Genomic DNA, 22918 nt, shown 5'->3' with positions numbered 1-22918 from the left:
TCGTTTCAGATTTTTGCTAATACTTTTTCGGCGGTGGCAATGGCTGTTTCAATGTCTTCGTCGGTGTGTACAGCGCTGATATACCAAAGCCCGCGACCGATCACGCGAACGCCTTCCTCGTGCATGGCTGCAATGAACCGGCCGAGTTTCCCCTTGTCCGCCGGGAGCGTATCACGGTAGTCGCTGGTTTTTTCAATGGTGGTAAAACTGGTGGCAAACATCGGCCCGGGCCCTTCCACCAGCAATGCATGCCCGCTTTTGGCTGCCGCTTGCTGCAAGCTGGCCATCAGCTTCCTGCCCAGCCGGAACATCCGCTCGTGCGGCGCGTCCCTTTCCAATACCCCAATCGTCGCCAGCGCCGCCGCAACGGTAGGATTACCCGCATTCATCGTGCCGGCATGGATCACTTTGGCCTGTTCGATGAGCTGCATCCATTCGTATTTACCCACAATCGCGCTGATCGCGTAGCCGCTTGCAATGGCTTTGGCAAATATGGAAAGGTCGGGGGTAATGCCGAAATACTGCTGTGCCCCGCCGAGCGAAAGCCGGAAGCCGGTGATCACTTCGTCGAAGATCAGTGCAATGTTATGATTGGAACACAAATCCCTCAAACCCTGCAAGAAACCGGGTTTTGGTTCAATGCATCCGTTGTTACACATAACCGGCTCGGTAATGATCGCCGCGATTTCGTGGCCGCGTTCGGCGATCGTTTGCCTTACCAGCTCAATATCGTTCCAGGGCAATATAATAAACTCATTTTCAACACCATCCGGCAGACCCTGCGTCCACGGGAACACATTCGGTTGCTCGCGGCTACCCAGCGCCTCGGCCGATGGCGTGCTGATCCCCCAGCAAACATTGTCCATCCAGCCGTGGTAATGCCCCTCGAAACGCAGGAATTTACTTTTACCGGTCTTCGCACGTGCTACGCGGAACGCCGTCTGCACGGCTTCGGAGCCATCCAGGCAAAACCGCATCAACTCCGCGGACGGGATCAGCCGGTTCAGCGTTTCGGCAAGCTCGATCTCGCGAATGTGCTGACCGGCAAAAAGCTGCCCTTCCTGCGAGTATTCAGCCACGGCTTTCAAAACTTCCGGATGCGAATGCCCGAGAATAAGCGGCCCCTGACTGAGCGTAAAATCGAGATATTCGTTGCCGTCGACGTCGTAAATGCGGCTCCCGCGACCGTGCGTGTAGAAGAGCGCATGCGGGTGGTTGTATTTTCTGAATTCGGAAGAAACGCCGCTGGCGAGCACTTTTTTGGCCCTTTCGAGCAATTCGGCGGATTTCTGGTAGGTTTTCATTGCAGATAAGCTTTAACTTTTTCAGCTGAGTATTCGGCGGCGAGGAGGTGGATTTTCTGGTTGAAACGGGCGAATGCTTCATCCCACTGGGCGCCCTCGCCGGCTTCGTAGGGATAAATCCCCCGGTCGTTATGGACGCCGCGCGCACCTTCCCGCACCATTTGCTGCATGATTTCGGGCACTTCCGCGCTGTTACCGAGTTCGGAAAAAATGCGGGGGAGAATGGTCTGGAAGTCTTTCAGTCCCAGATAATCCATCCGCCTGAAAATCCCCATGAGCGTCATCCACGAGCCCGCATCGTAGCGGAAGGCCTTATCGACGTCCTCGCGCGAGGCATTCCCGCTTTCGATCTGATGGAATATCTCGCGGTATACGGCGTACATGAGCCGGTTGGTGATAAACCCGCGAATGTCCTTTTTCAGCAGAGTCGGTTCCTTGCCCCAGCGGTGCGCCATGCCGAACACGCGTTCGGCAAAAACAGGGTCGGTTTGCTCCCCGCAGGTAATTTCCAGGAAACGGGTCATAAACGCCGGCTCGGCCCAGTGAATGCCCAGGAAACGGGCGGGTATATCCACGAACTTTTGAAGTTCGCTGATCGGGATGGCCGAAGTGTTGCTTCCGATGATGCAACCGGCACTTACCGCGTTTGTAATCTTTTGGTAGACAGTGGATTTAATCTCCGGCTTCTCGATCACGCACTCGATCACCAGCTCGCAACCCGCCAGCGCGGCATAATCCTCCGAAATGGCCAAGCCATCCAGGTAAGGTTGCACCGAACCGATCAACCCCGCGTCGCGGCACTGGCGAAGTTGCCCCGCGATGCGCTCCGGTGCCACGGGAGCCTCCTGGGCGATCGGCGCAATCGCCCGCACCGGGTGCCCGGCCACGAGCAATGCGGCCACAATGCTGCTGCCCATCAGCCCCAGCCCCACAACGCCCACCGGGGCCAAAGATGATGGTTCGTTCATAGCGGTTCGTCAGGCGGGAAGTTTCACGATGCAGTCGATCTCGACTTTGATGTTTTCGGCCAGCACCGACTGTACCGTCGTGCGGGCGGGCTTGATGCCCGGGAAGTAGGTAGCGTAAACCGCATTGTAACGGTCGAAATCCCGGATATCGGCCAAATGCGCGGTGCATTTCACGACATGCTCCATGGTACCTCCCGCCGCACGGACGATCGCCGCGATATTGTCCAGCGTGCGTGCCGTCTCTTCCTCGATCGTGCCGAGCACAAACTGCGACGTTTTAAAATCGACCGAAGCCTGGCCGCTGACAAATAGGAAGCCGTCCACTACCACGCCGTCGGAGTAGGCGCCGGTTACGAAATCGGGATCACGATCGGGATGAACTATTTTTTTCATAAAAGCAAAATATAATTCTACAAAACACCTTATTCACAAAAGTACATATCACTCCTCTTCTCACTCTCCTACTTTCTGCTCGATTAATGATACTATTTTTTACCGCGTTTCAGGCATTCAGGCCACCGTCCATCAGGATGTTTTCGCCATTGATATACGCCCCGGCGTCCGACGCGAGCAGTACCACCAATCCTTTGATATCGTCCTGGTTGGCCATCCGCCTGAGCGGCACTTTTTTGCAGTAATTATTCAAAAACGCTTCCGGCTGGTTGTTGAACAGCCCGCCCGGACTAATGCAGTTGAACCGCACGTTTTTCCCTGCATTCATCTGCGCCATGTAGCGCGTGAGGTTGATGAGCCCGGCATTGTGAAAGAAGTAATCCGGCGGCAGGTCGCCCATGCCGACGGTGCCCTCATAATTGGACAAATCCGGGCCGAACATGCCCATCATCGACGCGATGTTGATCACGCTCCCGCCGCCGCTCTGCACGATCAGGTCCGTCATTTCGCGCATAATGTCCACCATTCCGGTCGCATTCACCTGCATTGATTCCTCAAACTGGTCCAGCGGCGCATTATAACCTTTCATAGGTCGCGAAACCGCATTGTTCACAAAACCGTCCAGCCGCCCGAACTTTTCCAGCACGCCGGCTTTCAATGCCAGCACCGACTCATGCACGCCCTGGTCCGCTTCCATCGCATGCACATCCAGCCCGCGCCCGCGGAACAGTGCCGCCGTTTGCTCCGCCGAAGCCAGCTCCCGCGACGTGGTAATCACCGTAGCATCCGCCTCCGCCAGCCCCTCGACAATGCATTTGCCATAATTCCCGGAACCACCCGTAACGAGGATGATTTTGTTTTCGAGGCTTAGTAATTTTTTGACATTCATGGTTGATCGATGTTGGCGGTTTTGTGCACGTTATGTGGTTTTGACGATGGACGATGGATCATGCTCAAAAAAAATCTCCTCTCCCCCGCGCTCCAAACTCTCCCTCGCCCCGATAATCACCTTCATTATCCGCTCCGTCTTCTCGAAATCAAGGCGCGGCTTGCCTTCTTCGACCGAGCGCACAAACTCGATGATATTATCCCGGAACATCGAATACGAATTGCGGATATCGATCAGCTTCCAGCCGTTCCGGCCAAAAAGCGAGATCTGAAACGTGCCGGAAATGTCCATGAACAAATGCAGCATAATGTCCAGCCCGTCCGCCATTTTCAAATGAATAATTTCCTTATCCGGCCTGCCGATATGCCGCACCGAATGTGGCGCGACATCCCCGAGGATGCTAAAAACCCCTTCCAGCAAATGCACGCCATACTTTTTCCAATCCTTCTTCCCTACCGCCGTCACGAGTTCTAGCTGCCCCAACGACTGCATTTCCTGCCGCGCGACGCCGCATTCGTTGGCATAGCGCATGGACGAGCATGACATCAGGAACTTCCCGGCCCGATGCTGTTCGGCAAACCAGGCCAGATCCTCGCGGGCGTACGCCAATGGCTTATCGATAAAAATTGGCACGCCCGCCTCGATAAACGGCCGCGCCATTTCGCGGTGATTTTCAGGGTCGTCGCGCGCGAGGATCACGGCATCCACCTCGCCGATCATGGCTTCAAGCCGTGCGCCGACATGCTCGATCCCGGCACCTTTCGCGATACTTTCCGCGATTTCGGTCTCCTGCGCCCACACGTGTGTAACGCGCGCGCCCGGGATGCCCAGCGTGTCCCGGTTGGCTTGCAGGTATGCCGTTACCGCAGGATAGCCGACACGGCATATTTCATCCCCATCAAATACCCCGTTGATAATTGCCGACCAGGAGTAAGGATGCGCATTACCAGGACTCATCCCGATGATACCAATGCGGATGACTGAATCTCGGCGGTCGGCCGTCAGCCATCGGGGGGCAGCATGTTGTTCGTCAGAATTCATGTTACGATCTACTATTTCTTGTTATTGCAGCCAGCCCATCCTGTCCCAATGCGGCAGGTTCAGGAACTCCGGCTCGGGATAGGCCATTTGGCTGGCGGTTTTTAATGCATCCGGTTGCATATCAGCCCCGCCGGCCGTTGCCAGCGCCTGGTAAAGGTATTCCGGCCTGTCGATACCCACGAGTACCGAGGCAATGCTTTCAAACGACAATGCGAAACGGGTCGCGAGCGTGGGCAGGTCCGGATACTCGCCGCCCAGCAGCGAATGGTAATTTCCGATATGCCGCTCCACGTCTTTGAGCGCGGGATGGAGGTTTTTGCCCCGGTCGCTGAGCAGGCCCTTCATCAGCACCGACCGCACGACAATGCCCACGTCCCGCGCTGCGGCATCGTCGAAACACGCGGCGTGCCGCTGGTCCATCAGGTTGAAAGGCAGCTGGATCACATCCCAATGCCCTTTTGAAATAGCCAGGGCCGTTTCTTCGGCAAGGTAGGTCGATACGCCCGTAGCGCGAATGATGCCCTGTTTTTTCAAATCCTGAAACACCTCCGCAATAACCTCGTTCCCAATAACTTCCAAATCCCCGTAATGAAGCATATACACATCGATATAATCCGTTTGCAGCTCGCGGAGACTCTCTTTTAATGATTTTTGAATAAAAATTTTCAGTGCGGAATCCGGCGGAAGGGCGCCACTTGAATCACGGAAGTGCCTGCATTTGGTCGCCAGCACGATATCCTGTCGTTGTGAGGCAAAAGCCTTGCCCATAATGGTCTCGCTCTCACCGTATAACCGCGCCGTATCGAAGAAATTAATACCCTTTTCGAGCGCTTCATGCAGCAGATTGATCGCCGCACGCTCGGACAACATATCCTCCCGACCTTGTACACCGATGCCATACGGCACGCCGATCTCGACACCGCCAAAAGCGATTTCGGACACCTGCAACCCGGTACAGCCCAATGCTTTGCGTTTCATTTCGCCGACGTCGTCTGATTTTCAAGATAAGATTTCGATGTGGGTAATGCCGGTGCCCCCGCGGCGGGCGATCCCGCGGCGGGCGCCCCCGCGAAGGATTTTACCAATTCCTGGCAATACCGCGTCAGCCCGACTACATCCGCACCCACGCTCACAAACTGGTAACCCATTGAAACGAGGTCACTTAAATTCCCCGGCCCGCCAACGGTACCGGCGAACTTTCCGTGCTTACGTGCCACTTCCGCCACGCGAATGCGCGTTTCCAGCAACCTGGGATGGTCCCACTGCCCCGGCGCACCGATTCCCTGACTGAAATCGCCCGGACCGAAGAAAAGCATATCGTAACCGTCCAGCGCGGCAATGGCTTCGAGGTCTTCCAGCGGCTCCGGGTCTTCAATTTGAAAAATAATGAACCGCTCGCGGTTGGCTTCTTCAAGGTATGCATTGAAATCCATCGCCGTGTAAGCCCCATCGGCATTACCGCCATCTATCGGGCGGCGACCTGTGGGATGGAAACGAGTCATTTCGATTACCTTCCGGGCATCTTCGAGGCCCATGATGTGCGGTACCATAATGCCCGTCGCGTCCATTTCGAGCGGGCGCACGTAGTCGCTGTAACTCCCGCGCGGCACGCGTACGAGCAGGTCCGTATCCTGCGATTTCGAAGCCCATATGCACCCAGCAAGCACCGACCAATCGAGCCCGATATGCTCCTGATCCGCCCAAACGCAGTCGAAACCAGCGATGCCCGCGATTTCGGCCACGCGCGGCTCGGAAAGGTTCATTTTGAAACAACTTACAATTTCGCCTGCCCGCAACTTGCGCAGCACCCGGCTAGCCCGCATTTTCAAAATCTATCGCTGTTAATGTAAAACCTGAATGTAATGTAACCCAAAAGTAGCGGCTCCCCAATTGGTCCGCTATTACTTTTATGGGGTATTCTGATACTATCTTTCACGTTTGGGAATGCTGCTTTAAATCCGTTAATTTAGTAAAGCATCAAAGCGAACAACCCATCATGTTGAACCTTCAAAAACTGGTTGAAGCGGAGCGTATTGAATGCTAGCGCCCGCGCTGCCGGATCTTCAAAATCGCGTAGGCCGCAGCGGCACGCACGTCGTCGTCGGACGGTGCGTCGCCGAGCGGGTGTTTGTTCTCAAACATTTCAGTCAATACGGACAAATCTTCCCCATTTCCCTTCGCAGCCAGCGCCATCGCCATTTCGCTCCGCTCACCTTTTGTTTTGGCCAGGTGATATTTCAAAAGGGCCGCTTTGATTAAAGGCAGCTTAGGATCGGCCGGGTCTACTGCTGTCGACCATGCCACGCCCAGCATATTCACCCGGGCAGTTGATGTTTCTACCTCCTGCAATGCCTCGTCGGCAAGCTGCCTCCATTGATGTTCATTCAAATCTCCCAGCTGCCGCAACGCATACGCCGAAATCGACTTTTTGGCCTCATCCGAGCCGGATAACGGTGTTAAGTTTTTTACCAACTCGTTTTTGACAATTTCCCGCTGCTTCGCCGAGTCGAAGGCCGTGCTCCAAAATGTGTACAATGCCAACGCCTGCGAACCGCTTGCGAGCGCGCGGCCGGTAATTTCCGGCGCTTCCGTGAACATGGAAATGCGGAGCTTCGCTAATGTTTCGGCGGCGTGGATGCGGTCGGGCCCGTTTTCGTTAAGAAAAGCTTCTTTAACCTTGTTTAACCAAACCAACTTTTCAGATTCATTATCAGTGGCTTGCACAAGTACTCTCCAAATACCGATGCGGTATTGCGGCTTTGTTTCGAATTGCTTTGCTTCATTTAAAAACACCTCCCTCACGCCCTCGGGATAGCCCGCCCAAAGAAGGTATTCCGCCGCGTGGACTTTTACCCATTCTTCCCGTTCATGCAAAACCTTACGCAACAGGGCAATGCAAGCCCCCGATTGCACAGGTTGTTGTGCAATGCATTCGTTTGAAATAACCATAACTAAAAGAATGATAATGAACCGCATAGGCTACCAGCTCGTCCAGCCGCCGTCGACGGCCAGGTTATGTCCCGTAATGTAGGTAGAAGCGTCGGAAAGCAGGAACGCCACCGCCCCGGCGATCTCCGGCGCCTGGCCCACACGTCCCAGCGGGGATTTGGCCGCGAGTCGCCCGATAAAATCCGGATAATCTGCCTGCACTTTCGGGTTGGGGAAGGGCCCGGGTGAAATGCAGTTGCAACGCACCTGCGCCTGGCCATAATGCACCGCCAGGTAGCGGGTCATTTGAATGATACCGGCCTTCCCGACGCCGTACTCGACCGGGTTTTTGTTCATAGGCTCCTGATATACCTCCGGGTAGGGCGAGACCATGCCGTACATACTGGAAAACAGCACCATACTTCCCCGGCCTTCCGCGGCCATCGCATTGCCAACTTGCCGTGCAAGCGCCCAGGTGGCCGTGAGGTTACCATGGTTCACCCGGTCGAAATCCGCTTCCGTGAGTGCGTCCATCGTTTTGGCGGTGGTAAATGCCGTGAGATTCACCAGCCCGTCGGGCACGCCCCGTTGTGCAAGCCACGCATTCACCTGGTTTTCACAGGCGGGAATATCGGCAATATCCGCATCGGCCGTCGCTATATTGCCTTCCAAACCGGCATTTACTACAAATTCGGCAGCCCTTCCGGCCAGATCGACGCATAATACCTCCGCCCCTTGTGCGACCAACGCCTGCACCACCGATTGTCCGAGGTAACCGGCCCCGCCAAAAACCCAAATGCGTTTCCCGGCAAGGCTAAACAGATTTTTCATGGATGAATAAATTAAAAATCAATCACTTGCCAATTTCAAGAATTGTCCCGGCGATATGTCTGGTGCCATTATCGATATTGAAATAATAGGTAACCAGCACCTGCTTGTTGTTCAGCTGCACGGCCCACGGGTAACCGATATCGTAGCCACCGCCGTCTTCGCGCAGGACGATTTCCTTCGCCGTCGCGAAATCGGTGCATTCGGCATTGAGGATGCGGGCGCGGATACCAAAAGGCTTGTGCCGGTACCCGTACACGAGCAGCACACGCTGGTCGGGCAGGCGCATGGCTTGCATCGGATGCCCCTGAAAACCCATTTTTTCCCATTTCCCAAAGTGCTTGCCACCGTCGGTCGAGCGTGCGATGCAGGCCTGGTCGTCCAATTCCGCCGAGCGCAGGAATGCCACAATATCCCCTTTCGGTGTTTCATAGACCGACGTCTCGTTGAAAGACCCTTTCTCGTCGGCCGCCACCACGCTCGAATATTTCCAGGTAAGCCCCTTATCCTCCGAAATGAGCAGGTGGGTGGTCGTCTTTTTAGGCTTATTCGCCTCGCTGGCGGCCACTACCCAGAAAACACGCCCATCCTTGCCTTCGTACATCGCACCGCGGTTGTAGGCCGGAACCGGCTTGCCGTAGACATCCAAATTGATTTCCGGCTGAATATGAGGCGGATAGATCGGACCTTTCCAACTCTTTCCCCCATCGGTAGAGCGGACGACGTAGCCGCCGAGGAAGACGGCCTCGCCGGTCATAAAATAGGGCTGTTTCAGCTTTTCCATGCCGTCGGGGCGCAGGAATGCCCATCCGTAACTCGCACAAAGCAGTGTACCATCGCGCAGCTGGATCATACACGGGTCCTGCGAACCGCCCAGCGAATGCGCATACAACAAATCCGGCTCTTTCGACCAGTTGATACCGTCTTTGGACCGCACGGTAACCAGGTAGGCGTTCGGATCGACATGGCTGCTGGCCTTCTCTCCAAATCCCCGTCGCTCGGGTGCCCGGCGGAATGCGACGAGGATTTCCCCATCTTTTTTCTTCACGACAGAAGGAAATGTGGCATAAAACTGCTTATCCTCGTAAATGAAGACGTCGCGGATTTTGCGCACGCCGGGTACGCTATCGCCTGGTAGCGGTATGCCTGCGGTAAGTACGTTTGAGGCGAAAAGTAATGTTGCTACCAATCCTGTCTTTAATTTTTTCATATCTGTAAGTTATTGCATTTCAGTAACCTTTGGGGCGCCCCGGGTTTAAACCCGGGGTCAGGAAATCGGCCGCTCCTAACGGAGCTACGTCTGGCTATCTATTTCCGTCGGCTTTAACCGATGGGAGGCCTTGGGACGGTTCCGGGAGGTTTTTGGGTTTTATTTTAAAAAGTAACCAGGCACAAAAGAGCATCGTCAGTGCCGCCACCTGAAACATCGCGCTGAGGTTCACGTGCGCGTCGCGCAAGGCGCCACCCACGTAAATACCGACGCCGCCGACAATGCAGCTGAACAGGTTCAGAATGCCGTAGCCCGTTGCCAGATAGCGCTGATCGGCGACCATGCAGAGAATGGGCATCATATTGGCATCCAGGAACGGCCGCGCAAATGCGTAGATCATGAATGCGGCCACGGCCAGCCAAAGCATATCGGTATTGCTGGCCACAAAAATGGCAGGCGTTGCCACGATAAGGCCCAATGCAGGCAGTAGAATGCGGGCACGCTTGTTGGTTTTATCCCAAAAATCGGCCAATGCGCCGCCTGAAAGTACGCCCACCAGCATCGGGATGAAAAAGTAGGTGGTCGCGTAAATGCCCGCCTGCGTCTGACTGAGGTTGAAATGCTCCTTGTAATAAGTCGGAAGCCAGCCGTTGATCATCCAACTCACTACGCCAAGCAATCCCCAGGCGGCCAGCGCGAGCAGGTAGGCCGGCTGGCGGATCAGGTTTTTGATCGCATCCCCGAAACCGATCGCTTCACGGGTGCCTGCGCCCGTTCGCGCGGGTGCGTCGCCGGTGGCGCGTGCAGGGGCGTCCCGGACGGGCGTGTCGCGGACTGACGAGTCCCGAAGCGAAAACGCGAGGATTATGGCGTACACGACGCCCACGACGCCGAAAACGGCGAATGCGAAGTTCCAGGTGCGGCTTTCGGCCAGCCAGCCGCCGATGAAGCCCAGGCTCTGGCCAATGTAAATGCCGGCCATATGGATACCCACGGCCTTGGAGCGCGTGGGGCCGCGGTGGTAATCGACGATCAAAGCCAGGGCCGCCGGAATGTAGCAAGCCTCGCTGATCCCCATTAATGCCCGGGCTATCAGCAATTCCTCAAAGGTGGTGGCCCGCGAGGTAAGCCAGGTCACCACCGACCACACAAAAAGGCTCCCGATGATGACTTTGCTGCGGTTGAAACGGTCGGCCAGATAGCCGGCCGCCGGACTGAGCAAACCGTAAATCCAAAGAAATATCGACGTGAGCAACCCGAACTGCGCCTCGGTCATCGGAATGGCGGCCACAATGGACGACCGCATGGTGGTGATCATCATGCGGTCGAGGTAATTGAGGCCTCCGACGATGCAAAGCATGGCTACGACCAGCCACGCGTAGGACGAAAGTTGGGGTTTAGGATCAGTCGCATTATTCAGCATGCAAAGGGTGGTAGGTTTAGTGGTAATTTAGTTGAATTTCAGGGAATACAGATCCCCGTCCTTGATCGCGATCCGCAACCTGACCGGCCTCGACGCCCATTGCGACACGTCCCCGCCTCCTTTCCAGCGCACCACACGGCGGATTTCGTTGCCGATAATCGCCGGGCAGTCATCGATTGTGAAACCGGGTATGGCCTTGCCCGAGGCATCCTGCAATTCGATTTTCAGCTCACCGGCCGCAGAGGTAGCGTAATTGATTTCCAACTCTTTACCCGAAAATACAAATGGCTTCGTCACCACTTCCCCACCCTGGTAAGGCGCTGTGAGCGAGGCAAATCCGTCGATCCGCATCGAGTAGCGTTTCAAATGCGCGGTGGGTTGAGCGTATTCTTCATTCACAAAAACCGACATTTCGGTGTCGCTCGTCTGCACGACATTCAGCGCCGGGTAGTTGGACCGTGAAACCCAGTTGGACAAACCAATCCCCGGCCGGATAAACGAGTCCATAAAAGTACGGTCGTAAACACTCCCGCCCCGGCTCGACATCAGGATCGCATCGGAACAGTCGTTGTAGTATTTCGGATTGACGTTCAGGCGTTTGGCATCTTCGTCGGATACTACCTGCCTGTTTGGCATAAACCGGGCCCCTATGGCGAGGTAAATGTGCGGCGCGCGGTAGTATGGGCTCGTTTGCTGCGTGTACAAATGTTCCATCGGCGTGTTTCCGAAAGTCATCGGTTCGGGCTCCGACCAATGCAGGAAGTCGTCGGAAGTAGCGCGGCTCACCGTGCGGAAGCCATTGAAACCGTCGCCCGTCCAGGTGCGGAAATAGCAAACGTATTTGCCCTCACTTTCCGACCAGAAAGCCACATTCTGCGAATCGAAAAGGCCTTTGGTGAACACGCTTTCGGTAGCCATTTTATTCCAATGCACGCCGTCGGCGGATGCATAGGCCATTAAACCGCTTTTTTTGGTACCGCCCAACGCTTTGAAGCGCTCCGCAAGCGTCACTTTCGGGTTTCTGTCAAGAAAAGGGCTGAAATTGTGCGTTACCGGCGGCGAGTTGGCCAGGATGGTATTGTTGTTTTTGGAACCGTCCACGGTATTGATGCCCAGGTCCGGCTTCGTCCAGTGCTTACCGTCTTTGGATTCGGCGTAGCAGGTCACTTCGGCGTGGTCGCCGTCGGCTACCGCATTGCGGACGCCGCGGTAATAGGCCCTCAGCAGGTCGCCATCGCGGATAATGGTGCAGTACCCGCTGAAATTCCCCTCCCACGGCTTGTCGAATTGCAGTACCACGCCTTCGTTACGCGGGTGATGCAGTTGCAGGCGTGCATTCTGCATGCGGTCGATCAGGTAGTGGTCTACGAAAATTTCCCTTCTACTGCCCAGGTCCAGCGGCGTTTGCGCGTGGCTGATCGTATGGGTTAGTAAAACGATAATGAAGAGTAAAGTCAGTGGCTTGCGGGTCATAGCAGCTGTTTTTGACGGGTCAGTAACCCGGATTTTGTTTAACCAAAGGTTCCAGACTTAATATCGTCTCGCCCAGCGGGAATAGCAAATCATTTTCGGTCTTGCCTTTCAGCAGCGGCACTTTTTCCAATGCTTTTCCAAACCGCAACAGGTCCCACCAGCGCTTGCCTTCCTGCGCCAGTTCAAAAAGCCGCTCCTGCAAAATGGCCTCGTCGTTGGCCGCTTTGGTACCATTCACAAATGTATGGGCCGCGAATTTCGCACCATATGCCCGTTTACGGATGATATTCATGGCTTCCGACGGGTCCTGCCCCAGCCCGTTCAGAGCCTCGGCTTTCATGAGGATAATGTCGGCATAGCGGTAGAGGATCAGGTCATCGTACATCACGCGCACGCCGCCCGTAATGAGGCCCGGCCATTTCTGATCGATATTGTACAGGAAACTGGTCACGCCTTCCTTCGTCTGGTTCACTTCGATGAATGTCGCATTCTTGCGGGCATCGTCGTCGCTAAACTGCCTGGTCACCTCGCGCGACATTTGCCAGTACCCGTCCTTGCCCGAATACGGCAAAAGCTTGTCGATCACGCTCTGCGGGGTGAATGGGGCCGTAGGGGCTGCCAATGGCGTTACCCCGCCGAACACCGAGCGACCGGTAGATTCGCCCTCCGCGAACCGCACCGCCAGGATCACCTCTTTGTTTCCCTTATTTCCAAAAGCAAAAACCTGGCTGAAATCACTCAGCAGCTGCACATCGCTCTTCTCGACTTCCGCAATGGCCGTCAGCGCCGTATTGAAATCCGCCGCGCCTCCATTTAATTTTTTGGCCGTCCAGAGAAAAACATCCGCTTTCAAAGCATTCAATGCCGGTTTCGACCACCTTACCCGGCCTGTTGGGATAGTATTGCCAGGAAAAAGGGCTAATGCGCTCTCGATATCTTTTTTGATCATGGCAAATACCTCTGTCTGCGGCCTGCGCTCCTTGTAGATCGTCGCGGGGTCGAAGCGTTCGGTGGGCTGGTCGATCAGGATAAGTTCGCCCCAGGTTTTGGTCATCATAAAATAGGTGAATGCACGCATGGCATAAGCCTGGGCGAGAATTTCGTTCTTGTCGGCCTCTGTCGTGAACTGGATCGTCGGTACGTATTTCAGGATCAGGTTCGCATCGTGTACCACCGAATACATGGCCGTCCAATCGGGCCCGGGGTTCACGCGGCTGAGGCTGTTGGTGAATGCGTAAAAGTTAATGGAAGGATCGAAACCGAAGTTTTGCACCCACATTTCGCTCCTCGCTTCACCCCAGATGAAAAAGTTGGTCGCCGCTTGCGTACGCATCCGTACGTACATGCCGTTGAGCGCGCCGCGCGCCTCCTCGGGCGATTTCCAGAACGAGGTATGGGTAATCTGGCTGATCGGTTTCAGCGTCAAATCGTCCGTACAGGCCGAAAACGTGGCTACGGCCATCAGGATGGCTATCAGTTTTCGTATGATGGGTTTCATAGATAATGCGGTTTTGAATGAGTCTTAAAATGCCGGGGTGAGCTGCACGCCGAAAATGAAGTTGCGGGGCATCGGATAGCGGCCATTGTCGGTACCGCCTTCCTCGGGGTTCAGGCCGGTGAACCTGGTGAAGTATTTGAGGTTGTTGGCCGTCACATGCAGGCGGAGCGAGGAAATCCGCTTGCCGATGAGCGACTGCGGGAAGTTGTACGACAACGAAATCTCGCGCAGGCACAGGAAATCGCCTTTTTCGTAGTAATACGAATTCCCCCGGTAGAGATTCGACTGCTGGTTCTGATCGGCCCAGTAGTAGCGGGGAATGTCGGTTACATCGCCCTGCTTCTGCCAGGAGCGCGTAACGGCTTTGGAAATCGCGTTCTGGCCGGAGAAGTTACCGAGCACGCGCGCCCGGGTTTCGTTGTAAATCATATGGCCGAGTGTGTAATCCATCCGCACGGCCAGCCCGAAGCCTTTGTAGTTCAACCGGTTGGTAAACCCGCCTGTCCAGGTCGGGTACGGGTTGCCCATATAAATGCGGTCTTTGTCGTCGATAATGCCGTTACCGTCGGAATCGAGCCAGTTCACGTCGCCACCGTGTTTGGTTTTATCGGTCCCCACCACGAGCATATCTTTTGGGCCGGCAGCGGCTTGCTCGTCGGTCGCGTAAATACCCAACTGTTTGTAAGCAAACATATCCCCTATCCGCCCGCCTTCCTGCAAGCCGCCTTTCCAGGCAAGCGCACCTGCGGCCGGGTCCCAGATATTGACGCCGCCGATGCGGTTATTTTCAATGCCGTTGTCGGGCAATTCCAGGATTTTGATCTTCACATAACTCGCATTCAAAGACGTAGTCCACTGAAATTCCGATTGCGGCGAGAGGATCGACGCGTTCAGTTCAAATTCCAGGCCTTTGTTTTCCAGGCTTCCGAGGTTGGTGAGAATGCTGGTAAAACCGGTGGTACGGGGCAATGCGAGGTCGGTGAGCAGGTTGTCGGTCACGCGTCGGTACATATCGAACACACCGGAAATCCGGTTATTGAACAAACCGAAGTCGAACCCGAAATTGAGCGTTTTGGAACGCTCCCATTGCAATGCGGGGTTCGCCAGCGTCGAGTTGAAAATGGCCGCGTCGCCGTAATAGCGGCTGCCGACATCGTACGCGCCCTGCGCCTGGTAGTTGCCCAGGCCGCTGATATTACCATTCACGCCGTAGCTTCCCCGCAGTTTCAGGCTGTTGACCGCCTCCGGCATGCCTTTCCAGAAGCCCTCACGGTGCAGGTTCCATCCGAGCGACACGCCGGGAAAAAAGCCCCATTTGTATTCGGCGCCGAGGTTGGACGCGCCGTCGATGCGGGCATTGATGCTCAACAGGTATTTCTGGTCAAAATTGTAGTTGATCCTGCCAAAATAGCCGTACAAAAGCTGTTCTGACTCCGAGCCCGTCACGCTCCACGGCGTCGCAGAGGCATTCAAAGTCGGGATAAGGTCGGAGGCGGCATTGCGTCCCACGGCCGTAACGTCGCGGGTCATGGCTTTGAAATACGAGTAGCCTAATGTCCCCTCGAAATGATGCAGGTTACCAATGGATTTGACGTAGGTAAGCACCGCATCGGCCTGCCGCTGTACGAGGTTGGTCTCGGCGAATGTGGCCTCGCGGTTCTGGTTGAGCACGAGCGGGCCGTCGAGATACGATTTCAGAAAGCTCCGGCGGTCGAAGTTGTTGTTGATCAGCGACACTTGTGGCCGGAACGTCAGCCCGGGCACGATCTCCCATTTTCCTCCCACTACAAACATATAATTGTCGCGGCGACGTTTGGCGTCATAGCGGCTGATGTAGTAAGCCGGGTTACCATTCGTAAAAAGCCGCCCCGGTGCCAGCGAACCGTCCTCGAACTGGTATTTCGACGTCTGTGCCGTATTGATATTGTTTTTAAAAACCACGCCCACGTCCGGAACCTGGTTGTCGTCGACATTGGCGTAATTGATGCGGCTGAAAAAGTTGAGGTTTTTGGACACCTGCGCGTCGCCGTTTACATTGAGCGTAACACGCTGGTAATCTGTATTAATGGAGATACCCTGCGCATTGAGGTAGCCCACGCCCATGCTATACCGCACCTTCTCCGACCCGCCCGATACCGAGAGGTTATGGTCGTGGGTATAAGCCCTGCGGAAAATGGTTTTCTGAAAATCGGTCCCTTTGAATATTAATGTCTTGCTGGCGTCGAGCGGATCGGGCGCGGTTTCCCATTTGGCGCCCCATTGGTCGGCGGGAAGGCCGAGCAGGTGCTCATTATCCGGACTGAGGTACATGGTGGTAAAGGCCGTTTTGTTGGTCAGGTCGTTGCCGGTACCGCCTGCATTCGCTTGTGTAAGGAATGCCAGCGTGCTCGGCGCCTTCACGCCACTGGCCGCGATCCCGAGCCGCATAAATTTGATAAAATCCTTTGCATCAGCCAGTTCGTAGAGCTTCGAAACTTTCGAACTCGTGAGATTATAATTATAGGAAACCTGCATCCGTCCGCTTTTGCCGGATTTCGTTTCTACAATGATAACCCCATTGGAAGCACGCGAACCGTAAATGGAGGTCGAAGCGGCATCTTTCAACACCTGGATCGACTCGATATCGGCCGGGTTGATATGGTCCATATCGCCCCGGATCACACCATCGACGACATACAGCGGCGTCGAGCCATTAGGGTTGTTGATCGACGTTCCCCCGCGCAGGATCACTCGCGGGCGCTCGCCCGGCTGCCCCGACGTGCTCTGCACGCGCAGGCCCGGGATCGTGCCCTGCAATGCCGACGCCGGGTTGGCATAAGTAACGTTCTGCATTACACGCGTGTCGAGTTTCGCGATCGAAGTCGTCACTGTTTCGCGCGACTGCGTACCGTAGCCCACAACCACTACCTCGTTCAAAACCGAAATATCGGCCGCCAGTTTCACATCCAGCACAGCACCAGTGCCCACGGGTACCTCCTGACTTTTATACCCAATAAATGAAAAGATCAGGCGCGCATCGTCTCCCACATGGATGGTATAGTTTCCACCAACGTCCGTGCTGGAACCCGTGGTGGTACCTTTCAGCTGCACATTCACGCCGGGAAGCGGTTCATTTTTTTCGTCCGTAACCCTGCCGGATATTTTCCGGGACTCCTGGCCAAACGCATTTCCACCGGCCAGACACCCCAGCAACAGCAACCAAAGAGCGCACCTACAAACAGAAAGATTTAATAAAATTTCCTTTTGCATAATTATTAGCTTAGAAGGTTTTGCAACATGAGTATTTGACAAAATTACCTTCTAGCAAATCCGGGTTCCGCTACTTTTGTTTGCTTTTGTGGTACTATTTTTCAAGCGATATGCAGCAAACCAGGAAGTTAGCAAATCAGGCCTGCGCCCGGTACGAAATAAGTGCTCACCGCTTCGCAACCTCCCGCAAGCGCAGCATCGCGCTTGTAATCGCCTGCCGGCAGCTACCCTTTCGCGTAGCGTTATATTTTTCCAGTTCAACTATCAAAGTGTCTAGGTAAATGAACTTCCGGTTCGTTATGTAATGATTTCTGATCCGCTCGGCATCCTCCGAATGCCCGAGGTTACGGGCAATGACCACCTCCCCCGCGCGCACGAAATGTTCGTACAGGCAGGTTTTCCAGCCCGGGTATCCCTGTGGCCCCATGGCTTCTTTGATCGGATCGAAAAGTGGTTGCGTTTCCGCGATGAGCATTTCGGGCAGGCTGTCGACGCATGGGTTCACAAATGAATGCCCGAACTCATGGGTACTCAGTTCGAGCAAATGCTTTTTGTCGGCGAAACCCATGTCCAGTTTGTTGGAATCGACCCATTGCTGGATGGCGAACGTACCGAAAACGTGAAATGCGTGCTTTTTGCCGCCGGATTCGTACTTCGCCCCGAAACCCATTCCTGCGGGGATCGTGAGGCTGGGGACCAGATTATAGCTATCGAAATGACCCTGGTAGAATTCCTCCATTTCAGTAAGAAACCGGTCTTCGGGCAGGCCTGCTTTTACCTGTGCTATCGCATTGGCATACAGGCTCTTGTTTTTGGCGAGATAACTACCGAAATCGACTTCCCGGTACAGGCCGTTCATCGCTTCGAGGAATGCGGAGGCATTCTTTCGGGCCTCGGCCAGGTCGCCCGACTTGGAAAAACGCCGGTAGTAGGCGGGAGCAATTTGATCGGTGAGTTTTGCATTGGGAAAATCTTCGAGCTGGATGAGCAGGTTGATGAAGTAGTCGAGCCAGATGTCCTGCGCGAAGTCTATGGCTACGGCCAAATGTTTGCTGCCTGCGAAGGATTTATAATGCTGGTAAACGTCGATGCCGTAAGCATAACGCTTGCGGTCTTTTTCGGGGTAAGAAGGGGTTTCAGACTGGGACCCCTCGTAACCGAGGAAGTAGATGAAGCCGAGCAGTTCGACATTGGTATTGATCCTTACTTCAAACTGACGACCGGCGCGGCCATCCGTCGGGTTACCTTGTTTATCGGCAAAAGTGGATGAAGTGCAAAGCGTGGCTAGCAGAAGCAAAACGTGTTTTAGCATAACATTTTTAAATAAGTGTATGCCGCAAAACAACTGATCGGAACAATGCCGATCGCCCGGAATCCGCGTCCGGACGTCCGGAATCATGTTTCCGGACTAATTTTTTGCTTTTGGCTACGCCTTCGTTCCCTATTTCTGCACGAGCAAAAACTGCGACGGCGATTTACCGGTATGCTGTTTGAAGACCTGGTTGAATGTAGATTTGGAACTGAACCCGGCGTCGAAAGCGAGTCCAAGGATCGTTTTGTGTTGTTCGTCGGGATCGGCGAGTTTTTTGATCACTTCTTCAACACGGAAACTATTGACAAAACCGCTGAAATTCGTATTGAAATAAGTATTGATAAGGTACGAAATATAGCGCGGCGGCAAGCCCAGGTGCGCGGCGAGGTCGTCGAGTGTCAGGCCCGATCGCGTATGCAGGTGACCGTGCGTGAATGTTTCTCTCAACCTTTGTAGTTCGGACTGATCATCAAATCGGCCAAAATCCGGCCGTTCGGCTGGTTTCTCTTTGGGTAATGACGGCAGCATAAAGAATTCGGGCGAAATGTAGCCCATGTAACCCACTCCAAAAAGGCAAAGGGCAAGCAACACCTCGATTCCAAAAAACACCGGCCATTCGAGGACCACGCCGGCGATCCACAGGAACGTGAGTAACACCAGAAAACCGAACAAGCCGTAAAAACGGAAAAAGGTTTTGAGGTCATACCCAGCTGCCTGTTTTTTCCAGCCTGCCTGGAAATCGCGCAACTTATAGGCGTACACGGCCAACACGGCAATCATTCCTATGATAGGCAATATCTCCGTGATGAAAAACCAGACCGGATTTTCAAGTAGCGAAGGCAGATCGATGCCGGTAAAGCGCCGGTAACCCTGCCAAACACACCGAATAGCGACCTCGGCGGCTACCGGCAGGAAAAAAAAGCGATGTAAGGGTTTGAAAACATAATCCGGTTCGGTGGTGAGTTGTACGAAAAACCAGGTTGCAATCGGGAGCAACAAGTAACTCTGCAAATTCCAGAATGGAATGGCGTCAGGACGGCTGTGGTAATGCAACTGCATCGCCCACGCATTGAGCAGCTCCTGGCTTAGTACGAGCAGGATCAGGCCGAGAAACAGGCTGGCGCGCTTGCGTTTAATGCCTTTTACAATCAGCGACAGGCTCAGGACAAAGCCCTGCCCGAACGCCAGAAGGTATGCAATTGCTTTCCAGTTATCCATTACGATCGATCCGCGGTTATCTGTGCGCCGCGAAATAAATGGATTTCAGCACTGTATCCTAACATTTCCAGCCTATTCAGTCCGCAAACTCCGCACCGGGTCGAGCATGGCCGCACGGAGGCTCTGGAAACTGACGGTCAGGAGCGCAATGGCGGTCATCAGCGAGCCCCCCGCCACGAAAAGCCACCAGGATACCGGAATCTTAAATTCGAAGTTCTGCAACCATTGGTTCATCAGGTACCAGGCAATGGGCGAAGCGATGACGATCGCCAGCATCACCGGTTTCAGGAAATCCTTCGAGAGCAAAGCGACAACGCTGCTTACGGAAGCCCCGAGCACTTTTCTCACACCAATTTCCTTGGTACGTTGCTCTGCCGTGAATGTAGCGAGGCCGAAAAGTCCCATGCTGGCGATCAGTAGGGCCAAAATGGTGGCTGCTCCGATGAGCCGGGCCGTGCGCGTTTCGGATTGGTAGGCTTGCGCCAGGGTTTCGTCGAGGAAGCTGTATTCGAAAATCTGGTCGGGATATATTTGGGTCCAGGCTTTTTCAATGTCGGTCAATGCGGTTTGGATGGAAGCCGCGCTGGCATTTTCGTTTTGCAGCTTGATGCCCGCCTGGTAGAAGTTGTTGGGAACGACCTGGATGACGGTCGGATCGATCTTCTGGTGCAGCGAGTTGACGTGAAAGTTACGCGCCACACCGGCGATGGTCGCAAATTCGTTGCCGTCGCCATAATGGACGCGCTGCCCGATGGCCGCGCGCGGGTTGGAAATACCGATCCGGCCCAGGAATATTTCATTCACGATCACCTTGAAATTGGCGGTATCGCTGTCTTTCAGCGGCTCACCGGCCACCAGTTGAATGCCGTAGGTATCGAGGTAATGCGAGTCGCCCATTTTCATCTGGGTTTTCACCTGTACCACCTTCGGCCCTTGCCGGTATTCCATCGCCTGCATCCAGTTGCTCTCGGCGGATGCACTGTTGAACGAGAAACTCACGTCCCTGATCTGCGCCGACCGGGTGAGCTGGTTGCGGAGCGTTTGCAGTTTTTCGGGCTTGTTGTCGGGTAATCCCACGGTGATAATGGCCGATTTGTTGAAACCGAGGTCCGCATTGCGGAAGAAATCCAGCTGCCGGTCGATCAGCATCGCGCAGCAGATCAGCACGAGGGAAACGGTAAATTGCACCACTACCAGCCCTTCCCGCATGGAAAACCATTGTCCGGCGCGCGAAGTAGCATTGTTTTTGAGTGCCCAAATGGGCGCCATGCCCGACAAGCGCAGCGCCGGGTAAAAACCTGCCAGCAATGCAGTTAATACCAATAAAACACCCGTGAACAATGCCGTTTGCTCTGCAAAAAGGTCATTGAGCGTCAATGGAATGCTGAGCGTCGCGGCGAGGACGGGCAGCAGCAATACGCAGAGGACGAGGGCAAGTATTCCGGCAAAAAAAGTAATGAGCCCGGCTTCGGTGAGGAACTGGTGTATGAGCGACAGACGGCTGCTACCCACCGCCTTACGAATGCCCACTTCTTTCGCACGCTTGAATGCACGGGCGGTGCTCAGGTTAATGAAATTGAAGCAGGCGATCAGCAGCACCAGCGCGCCGATGGCGGCAAGGGTTTGCAGCAGGTCGACATTGGCGCTCCTGCCGCCCAGGTTACCCGCGTAATGGATTTCCGATAAATGATTGAGCTTGAAACGCTTGTCGGACAGCAGCTCCTTGCCCATGTATTTAACTACCACGTTTTCGAAACGCTCTATCAATTGCTCCGGGTAGACGTCCTTTTTCAATACCACAAATACCTGATAGTTGTCATTCCAGCCATTCCACCTGTTTTCGTCGAAATCTGGATTGATCTGTTTCACTGTCGAAAATGAAACCAGCATATCGAATGGGAAGCTCGTGGTGACGGGGTAATTTTCAACCACACCGGTGACCGTCAGGTCGAATTTGTTGTCCAGCCGGACCGTCTTTCCGAGCACATCGACCGTCCCGAAATACTTTTCCGCATACGCACGGGTGAGCACGATCGCGCCAGGCTGTGCCAGTGCCCGCCCGGGATTGCCTGCCAACCATTTGTAATCGAGCGTCCGGAAAAGGGCATTATCCGCAAACACGAGCGATTCCCTGAATTTCTTCTCGCCCTCGCTACTTGCCATTGTCTTTCCGCCCATTTTCATGATCGGTGCGATGATTTCGGCTTCGGGCAGGTCGGTGCGCAAGGCGTTGGCCATGCCGGTGTAAGTACCCGGGTAGGTATGGTTCTCTTTGATATTCTCAGTTTCGACCCGGAAAATGCGGTCCAGGCGCGACTGGCCGAGGTCATAGCTCGTCTCGTGCCGCACGACCAGGAAGATCAGCACCGCGCAGGTTATTCCCACGGCGAGGCCGGTTACATTAATGATTGAATAACCTTTGCTGTTGAAAAAGCTCCTGAAAGCGATGGTGAAGTGGTTTCTGATCATGACCGGGCCGGAAGTTTAGATTCATCCGCGCATCACTAATGGCGTGCCGGTTTTGAAAAAACCCTCAAACGAGGCTTATAGCACTCTTTTTAAAAATTATCCTCAAATAAAAATGTCCGCTTCCGAACGCCGGACGTGCCAAAACGAACAGGTGTAATGCCTCCGCCAACGGTCAAAAGCACGGCTGAATCAGTTTTTTTCTCGACCGTTAAATAACTAATTCTACAAACAATCAGAATTAGTAAGTAAAAAATAAAGACACGGTTACTTCCTGCTTCAAACAATCAATATCACCATGAACATCACAAATGACAGACAACAAATTGAAAAACTGCGGCTCATTGTTCAGGAAGCGGAAAACACCGGTAACCTCGACATGATGGCCGCGATCCTCGCCGATGATATCACGGTCATCGCCCCCGGCTCGCCGGTAATCAATACCAAAGCAGGCGGCGTGGAGTTTCTGCGCTCCTGGTTCGATGCTTTTTACATCGAGATCTCCTATGAATCGCAGGATATCGAGATCCGGGAAGACCTGGCCTACGAATGGGCCATTTACCAACAGACAACCACCGACAAACAAACGGGGGAAAAAGCATCGGAAACCGGCCGGATGCTTTGGATTTACAAAAAGTACAACGGAGCATGGCTGCAACATTTTATCATCTGGAATACAGCCGCTTAAAGAATTTTATCCTCACAATAAATTAAAGCA

General features: G+C 54.4%; 18 protein-coding genes. 1 reads left to right on the top strand and 17 read right to left on the bottom strand.

The window, feature by feature from the left end; translation table 11 throughout:
• Window positions 1-5 precede the first annotated feature (5 nt).
• The 17 genes from BMW93_RS26495 to BMW93_RS26415 all read right to left on the bottom strand — a co-directional run bounded on the left by BMW93_RS26495 (window position 6) and on the right by BMW93_RS26415 (window position 22203).
• Window positions 6-1304, bottom strand: coding sequence for an aspartate aminotransferase family protein (locus BMW93_RS26495; protein WP_090383537.1), 1299 nt, complete (start codon window positions 1302-1304; stop codon window positions 6-8).
• Window positions 1301-2272 (bottom strand): 3-hydroxyacyl-CoA dehydrogenase family protein, encoded by a 972-nt coding sequence (locus tag BMW93_RS26490; protein WP_090383531.1) that lies wholly within the window; start codon window positions 2270-2272, stop codon window positions 1301-1303. Before BMW93_RS26490 ends, BMW93_RS26495 begins: the two co-directional genes overlap by 4 nt.
• Before the next feature lie 9 nt (window positions 2273-2281).
• On the bottom strand, window positions 2282-2665 hold the full coding sequence (locus BMW93_RS26485; protein WP_090383528.1) for a RidA family protein: 384 nt from the start codon (window positions 2663-2665) through the stop codon (window positions 2282-2284).
• A 109-nt stretch (window positions 2666-2774) separates the two neighbouring features.
• A complete protein-coding gene (locus BMW93_RS26480; RefSeq protein ID WP_090383526.1) occupies window positions 2775-3554 on the bottom strand; it encodes an SDR family oxidoreductase in 780 nt (259 codons plus the stop codon).
• A 30-nt stretch (window positions 3555-3584) separates the two neighbouring features.
• Window positions 3585-4595: a Gfo/Idh/MocA family protein gene (locus BMW93_RS26475; RefSeq protein WP_090383523.1), complete on the bottom strand. Its 1011-nt coding sequence runs from the start codon at window positions 4593-4595 to the stop codon at window positions 3585-3587.
• Window positions 4596-4616: 21 nt separating this feature from the next.
• Complete coding sequence (locus tag BMW93_RS26470) at window positions 4617-5573, bottom strand: aldo/keto reductase (protein WP_177194203.1); 957 nt, start codon at window positions 5571-5573, stop codon at window positions 4617-4619.
• Window positions 5570-6358: an HpcH/HpaI aldolase/citrate lyase family protein gene (locus BMW93_RS26465; protein WP_229240842.1), complete on the bottom strand. Its 789-nt coding sequence runs from the start codon at window positions 6356-6358 to the stop codon at window positions 5570-5572. The genes BMW93_RS26470 and BMW93_RS26465 overlap by 4 nt, the downstream gene beginning before the upstream one ends.
• Window positions 6359-6635: 277 nt before the next feature.
• The gene (locus BMW93_RS26460) at window positions 6636-7544 is read right to left on the bottom strand and encodes a hypothetical protein (protein WP_143061730.1); all 909 of its coding nucleotides are present in this window, start codon (window positions 7542-7544) and stop codon (window positions 6636-6638) included.
• A 30-nt stretch (window positions 7545-7574) separates the two neighbouring features.
• The gene (locus BMW93_RS26455; protein ID WP_090383516.1) at window positions 7575-8354 is read right to left on the bottom strand and encodes an SDR family oxidoreductase; all 780 of its coding nucleotides are present in this window, start codon (window positions 8352-8354) and stop codon (window positions 7575-7577) included.
• Window positions 8355-8376: 22 nt separating this feature from the next.
• Entirely contained in the window at window positions 8377-9561 is a 1185-nt protein-coding gene (locus tag BMW93_RS26450; RefSeq protein ID WP_090383513.1) for a sialidase family protein, read from the bottom strand.
• A 94-nt stretch (window positions 9562-9655) separates the two neighbouring features.
• On the bottom strand, window positions 9656-10984 hold the full coding sequence (locus BMW93_RS26445; RefSeq protein WP_090383510.1) for an MFS transporter: 1329 nt from the start codon (window positions 10982-10984) through the stop codon (window positions 9656-9658).
• Between the two features lie 27 nt (window positions 10985-11011).
• Window positions 11012-12457, bottom strand: a complete 1446-nt coding sequence (locus BMW93_RS26440; protein ID WP_090383508.1) for a hypothetical protein — start codon at window positions 12455-12457, stop codon at window positions 11012-11014.
• Between the two features lie 19 nt (window positions 12458-12476).
• Window positions 12477-13955 (bottom strand): RagB/SusD family nutrient uptake outer membrane protein, encoded by a 1479-nt coding sequence (locus BMW93_RS26435; RefSeq protein ID WP_090383505.1) that lies wholly within the window; start codon window positions 13953-13955, stop codon window positions 12477-12479.
• Between the two features lie 24 nt (window positions 13956-13979).
• Window positions 13980-17204 (bottom strand): TonB-dependent receptor, encoded by a 3225-nt coding sequence (locus tag BMW93_RS26430; protein ID WP_090383501.1) that lies wholly within the window; start codon window positions 17202-17204, stop codon window positions 13980-13982.
• 166 nt (window positions 17205-17370) lie between these two features.
• The gene (locus BMW93_RS26425; RefSeq protein ID WP_177194202.1) at window positions 17371-18516 is read right to left on the bottom strand and encodes a DUF4932 domain-containing protein; all 1146 of its coding nucleotides are present in this window, start codon (window positions 18514-18516) and stop codon (window positions 17371-17373) included.
• Between the two features lie 129 nt (window positions 18517-18645).
• Entirely contained in the window at window positions 18646-19734 is a 1089-nt protein-coding gene (locus BMW93_RS26420) for an AraC family transcriptional regulator (protein WP_090383496.1), read from the bottom strand.
• 72 nt (window positions 19735-19806) lie between these two features.
• The gene (locus BMW93_RS26415; protein ID WP_090383493.1) at window positions 19807-22203 is read right to left on the bottom strand and encodes an ABC transporter permease; all 2397 of its coding nucleotides are present in this window, start codon (window positions 22201-22203) and stop codon (window positions 19807-19809) included.
• 295 nt (window positions 22204-22498) lie between these two features.
• On the opposite strand from BMW93_RS26415, the gene BMW93_RS26410 reads away from it, so the two are divergent.
• On the top strand, window positions 22499-22888 hold the full coding sequence (locus BMW93_RS26410) for a DUF4440 domain-containing protein (protein WP_090383491.1): 390 nt from the start codon (window positions 22499-22501) through the stop codon (window positions 22886-22888).
• Window positions 22889-22918: the final 30 nt, after the last annotated feature.

The sequence above is a fragment of the Dyadobacter sp. SG02 genome, from assembly GCF_900109045.1.
Classification (GTDB): Bacteria; Bacteroidota; Bacteroidia; order Cytophagales; family Spirosomataceae; genus Dyadobacter.
Note: the sequence above shows the minus strand (reverse complement) of the source record. Positions and strands in the feature narration are given on the sequence as shown.

What these genes read in the sequence shown, in the direction of transcription:
- BMW93_RS26495 (WP_090383537.1), bottom strand. Translation starts at nt 1,304, where the DNA reads ATGAAAACCTACCAGAAATCCGCCGAATTGCTCGAAAGGGCCAAAAAA.
- BMW93_RS26490 (WP_090383531.1), bottom strand. Translation starts at nt 2,272, where the DNA reads ATGAACGAACCATCATCTTTGGCCCCGGTGGGCGTTGTGGGGCTGGGG.
- BMW93_RS26485 (WP_090383528.1), bottom strand. Translation starts at nt 2,665, where the DNA reads ATGAAAAAAATAGTTCATCCCGATCGTGATCCCGATTTCGTAACCGGC.
- BMW93_RS26480 (WP_090383526.1), bottom strand. Translation starts at nt 3,554, where the DNA reads ATGAATGTCAAAAAATTACTAAGCCTCGAAAACAAAATCATCCTCGTT.
- BMW93_RS26475 (WP_090383523.1), bottom strand. Translation starts at nt 4,595, where the DNA reads ATGAATTCTGACGAACAACATGCTGCCCCCCGATGGCTGACGGCCGAC.
- BMW93_RS26470 (WP_177194203.1), bottom strand. Translation starts at nt 5,573, where the DNA reads ATGAAACGCAAAGCATTGGGCTGTACCGGGTTGCAGGTGTCCGAAATC.
- BMW93_RS26465 (WP_229240842.1), bottom strand. Translation starts at nt 6,358, where the DNA reads ATGAACCTTTCCGAGCCGCGCGTGGCCGAAATCGCGGGCATCGCTGGT.
- BMW93_RS26460 (WP_143061730.1), bottom strand. Translation starts at nt 7,544, where the DNA reads ATGGTTATTTCAAACGAATGCATTGCACAACAACCTGTGCAATCGGGG.
- BMW93_RS26455 (WP_090383516.1), bottom strand. Translation starts at nt 8,354, where the DNA reads ATGAAAAATCTGTTTAGCCTTGCCGGGAAACGCATTTGGGTTTTTGGC.
- BMW93_RS26450 (WP_090383513.1), bottom strand. Translation starts at nt 9,561, where the DNA reads ATGAAAAAATTAAAGACAGGATTGGTAGCAACATTACTTTTCGCCTCA.
- BMW93_RS26445 (WP_090383510.1), bottom strand. Translation starts at nt 10,984, where the DNA reads ATGCTGAATAATGCGACTGATCCTAAACCCCAACTTTCGTCCTACGCG.
- BMW93_RS26440 (WP_090383508.1), bottom strand. Translation starts at nt 12,457, where the DNA reads ATGACCCGCAAGCCACTGACTTTACTCTTCATTATCGTTTTACTAACC.
- BMW93_RS26435 (WP_090383505.1), bottom strand. Translation starts at nt 13,955, where the DNA reads ATGAAACCCATCATACGAAAACTGATAGCCATCCTGATGGCCGTAGCC.
- BMW93_RS26430 (WP_090383501.1), bottom strand. Translation starts at nt 17,204, where the DNA reads ATGCAAAAGGAAATTTTATTAAATCTTTCTGTTTGTAGGTGCGCTCTT.
- BMW93_RS26425 (WP_177194202.1), bottom strand. Translation starts at nt 18,516, where the DNA reads ATGCTAAAACACGTTTTGCTTCTGCTAGCCACGCTTTGCACTTCATCC.
- BMW93_RS26420 (WP_090383496.1), bottom strand. Translation starts at nt 19,734, where the DNA reads ATGGATAACTGGAAAGCAATTGCATACCTTCTGGCGTTCGGGCAGGGC.
- BMW93_RS26415 (WP_090383493.1), bottom strand. Translation starts at nt 22,203, where the DNA reads ATGATCAGAAACCACTTCACCATCGCTTTCAGGAGCTTTTTCAACAGC.
- BMW93_RS26410 (WP_090383491.1), top strand. Translation starts at nt 22,499, where the DNA reads ATGAACATCACAAATGACAGACAACAAATTGAAAAACTGCGGCTCATT.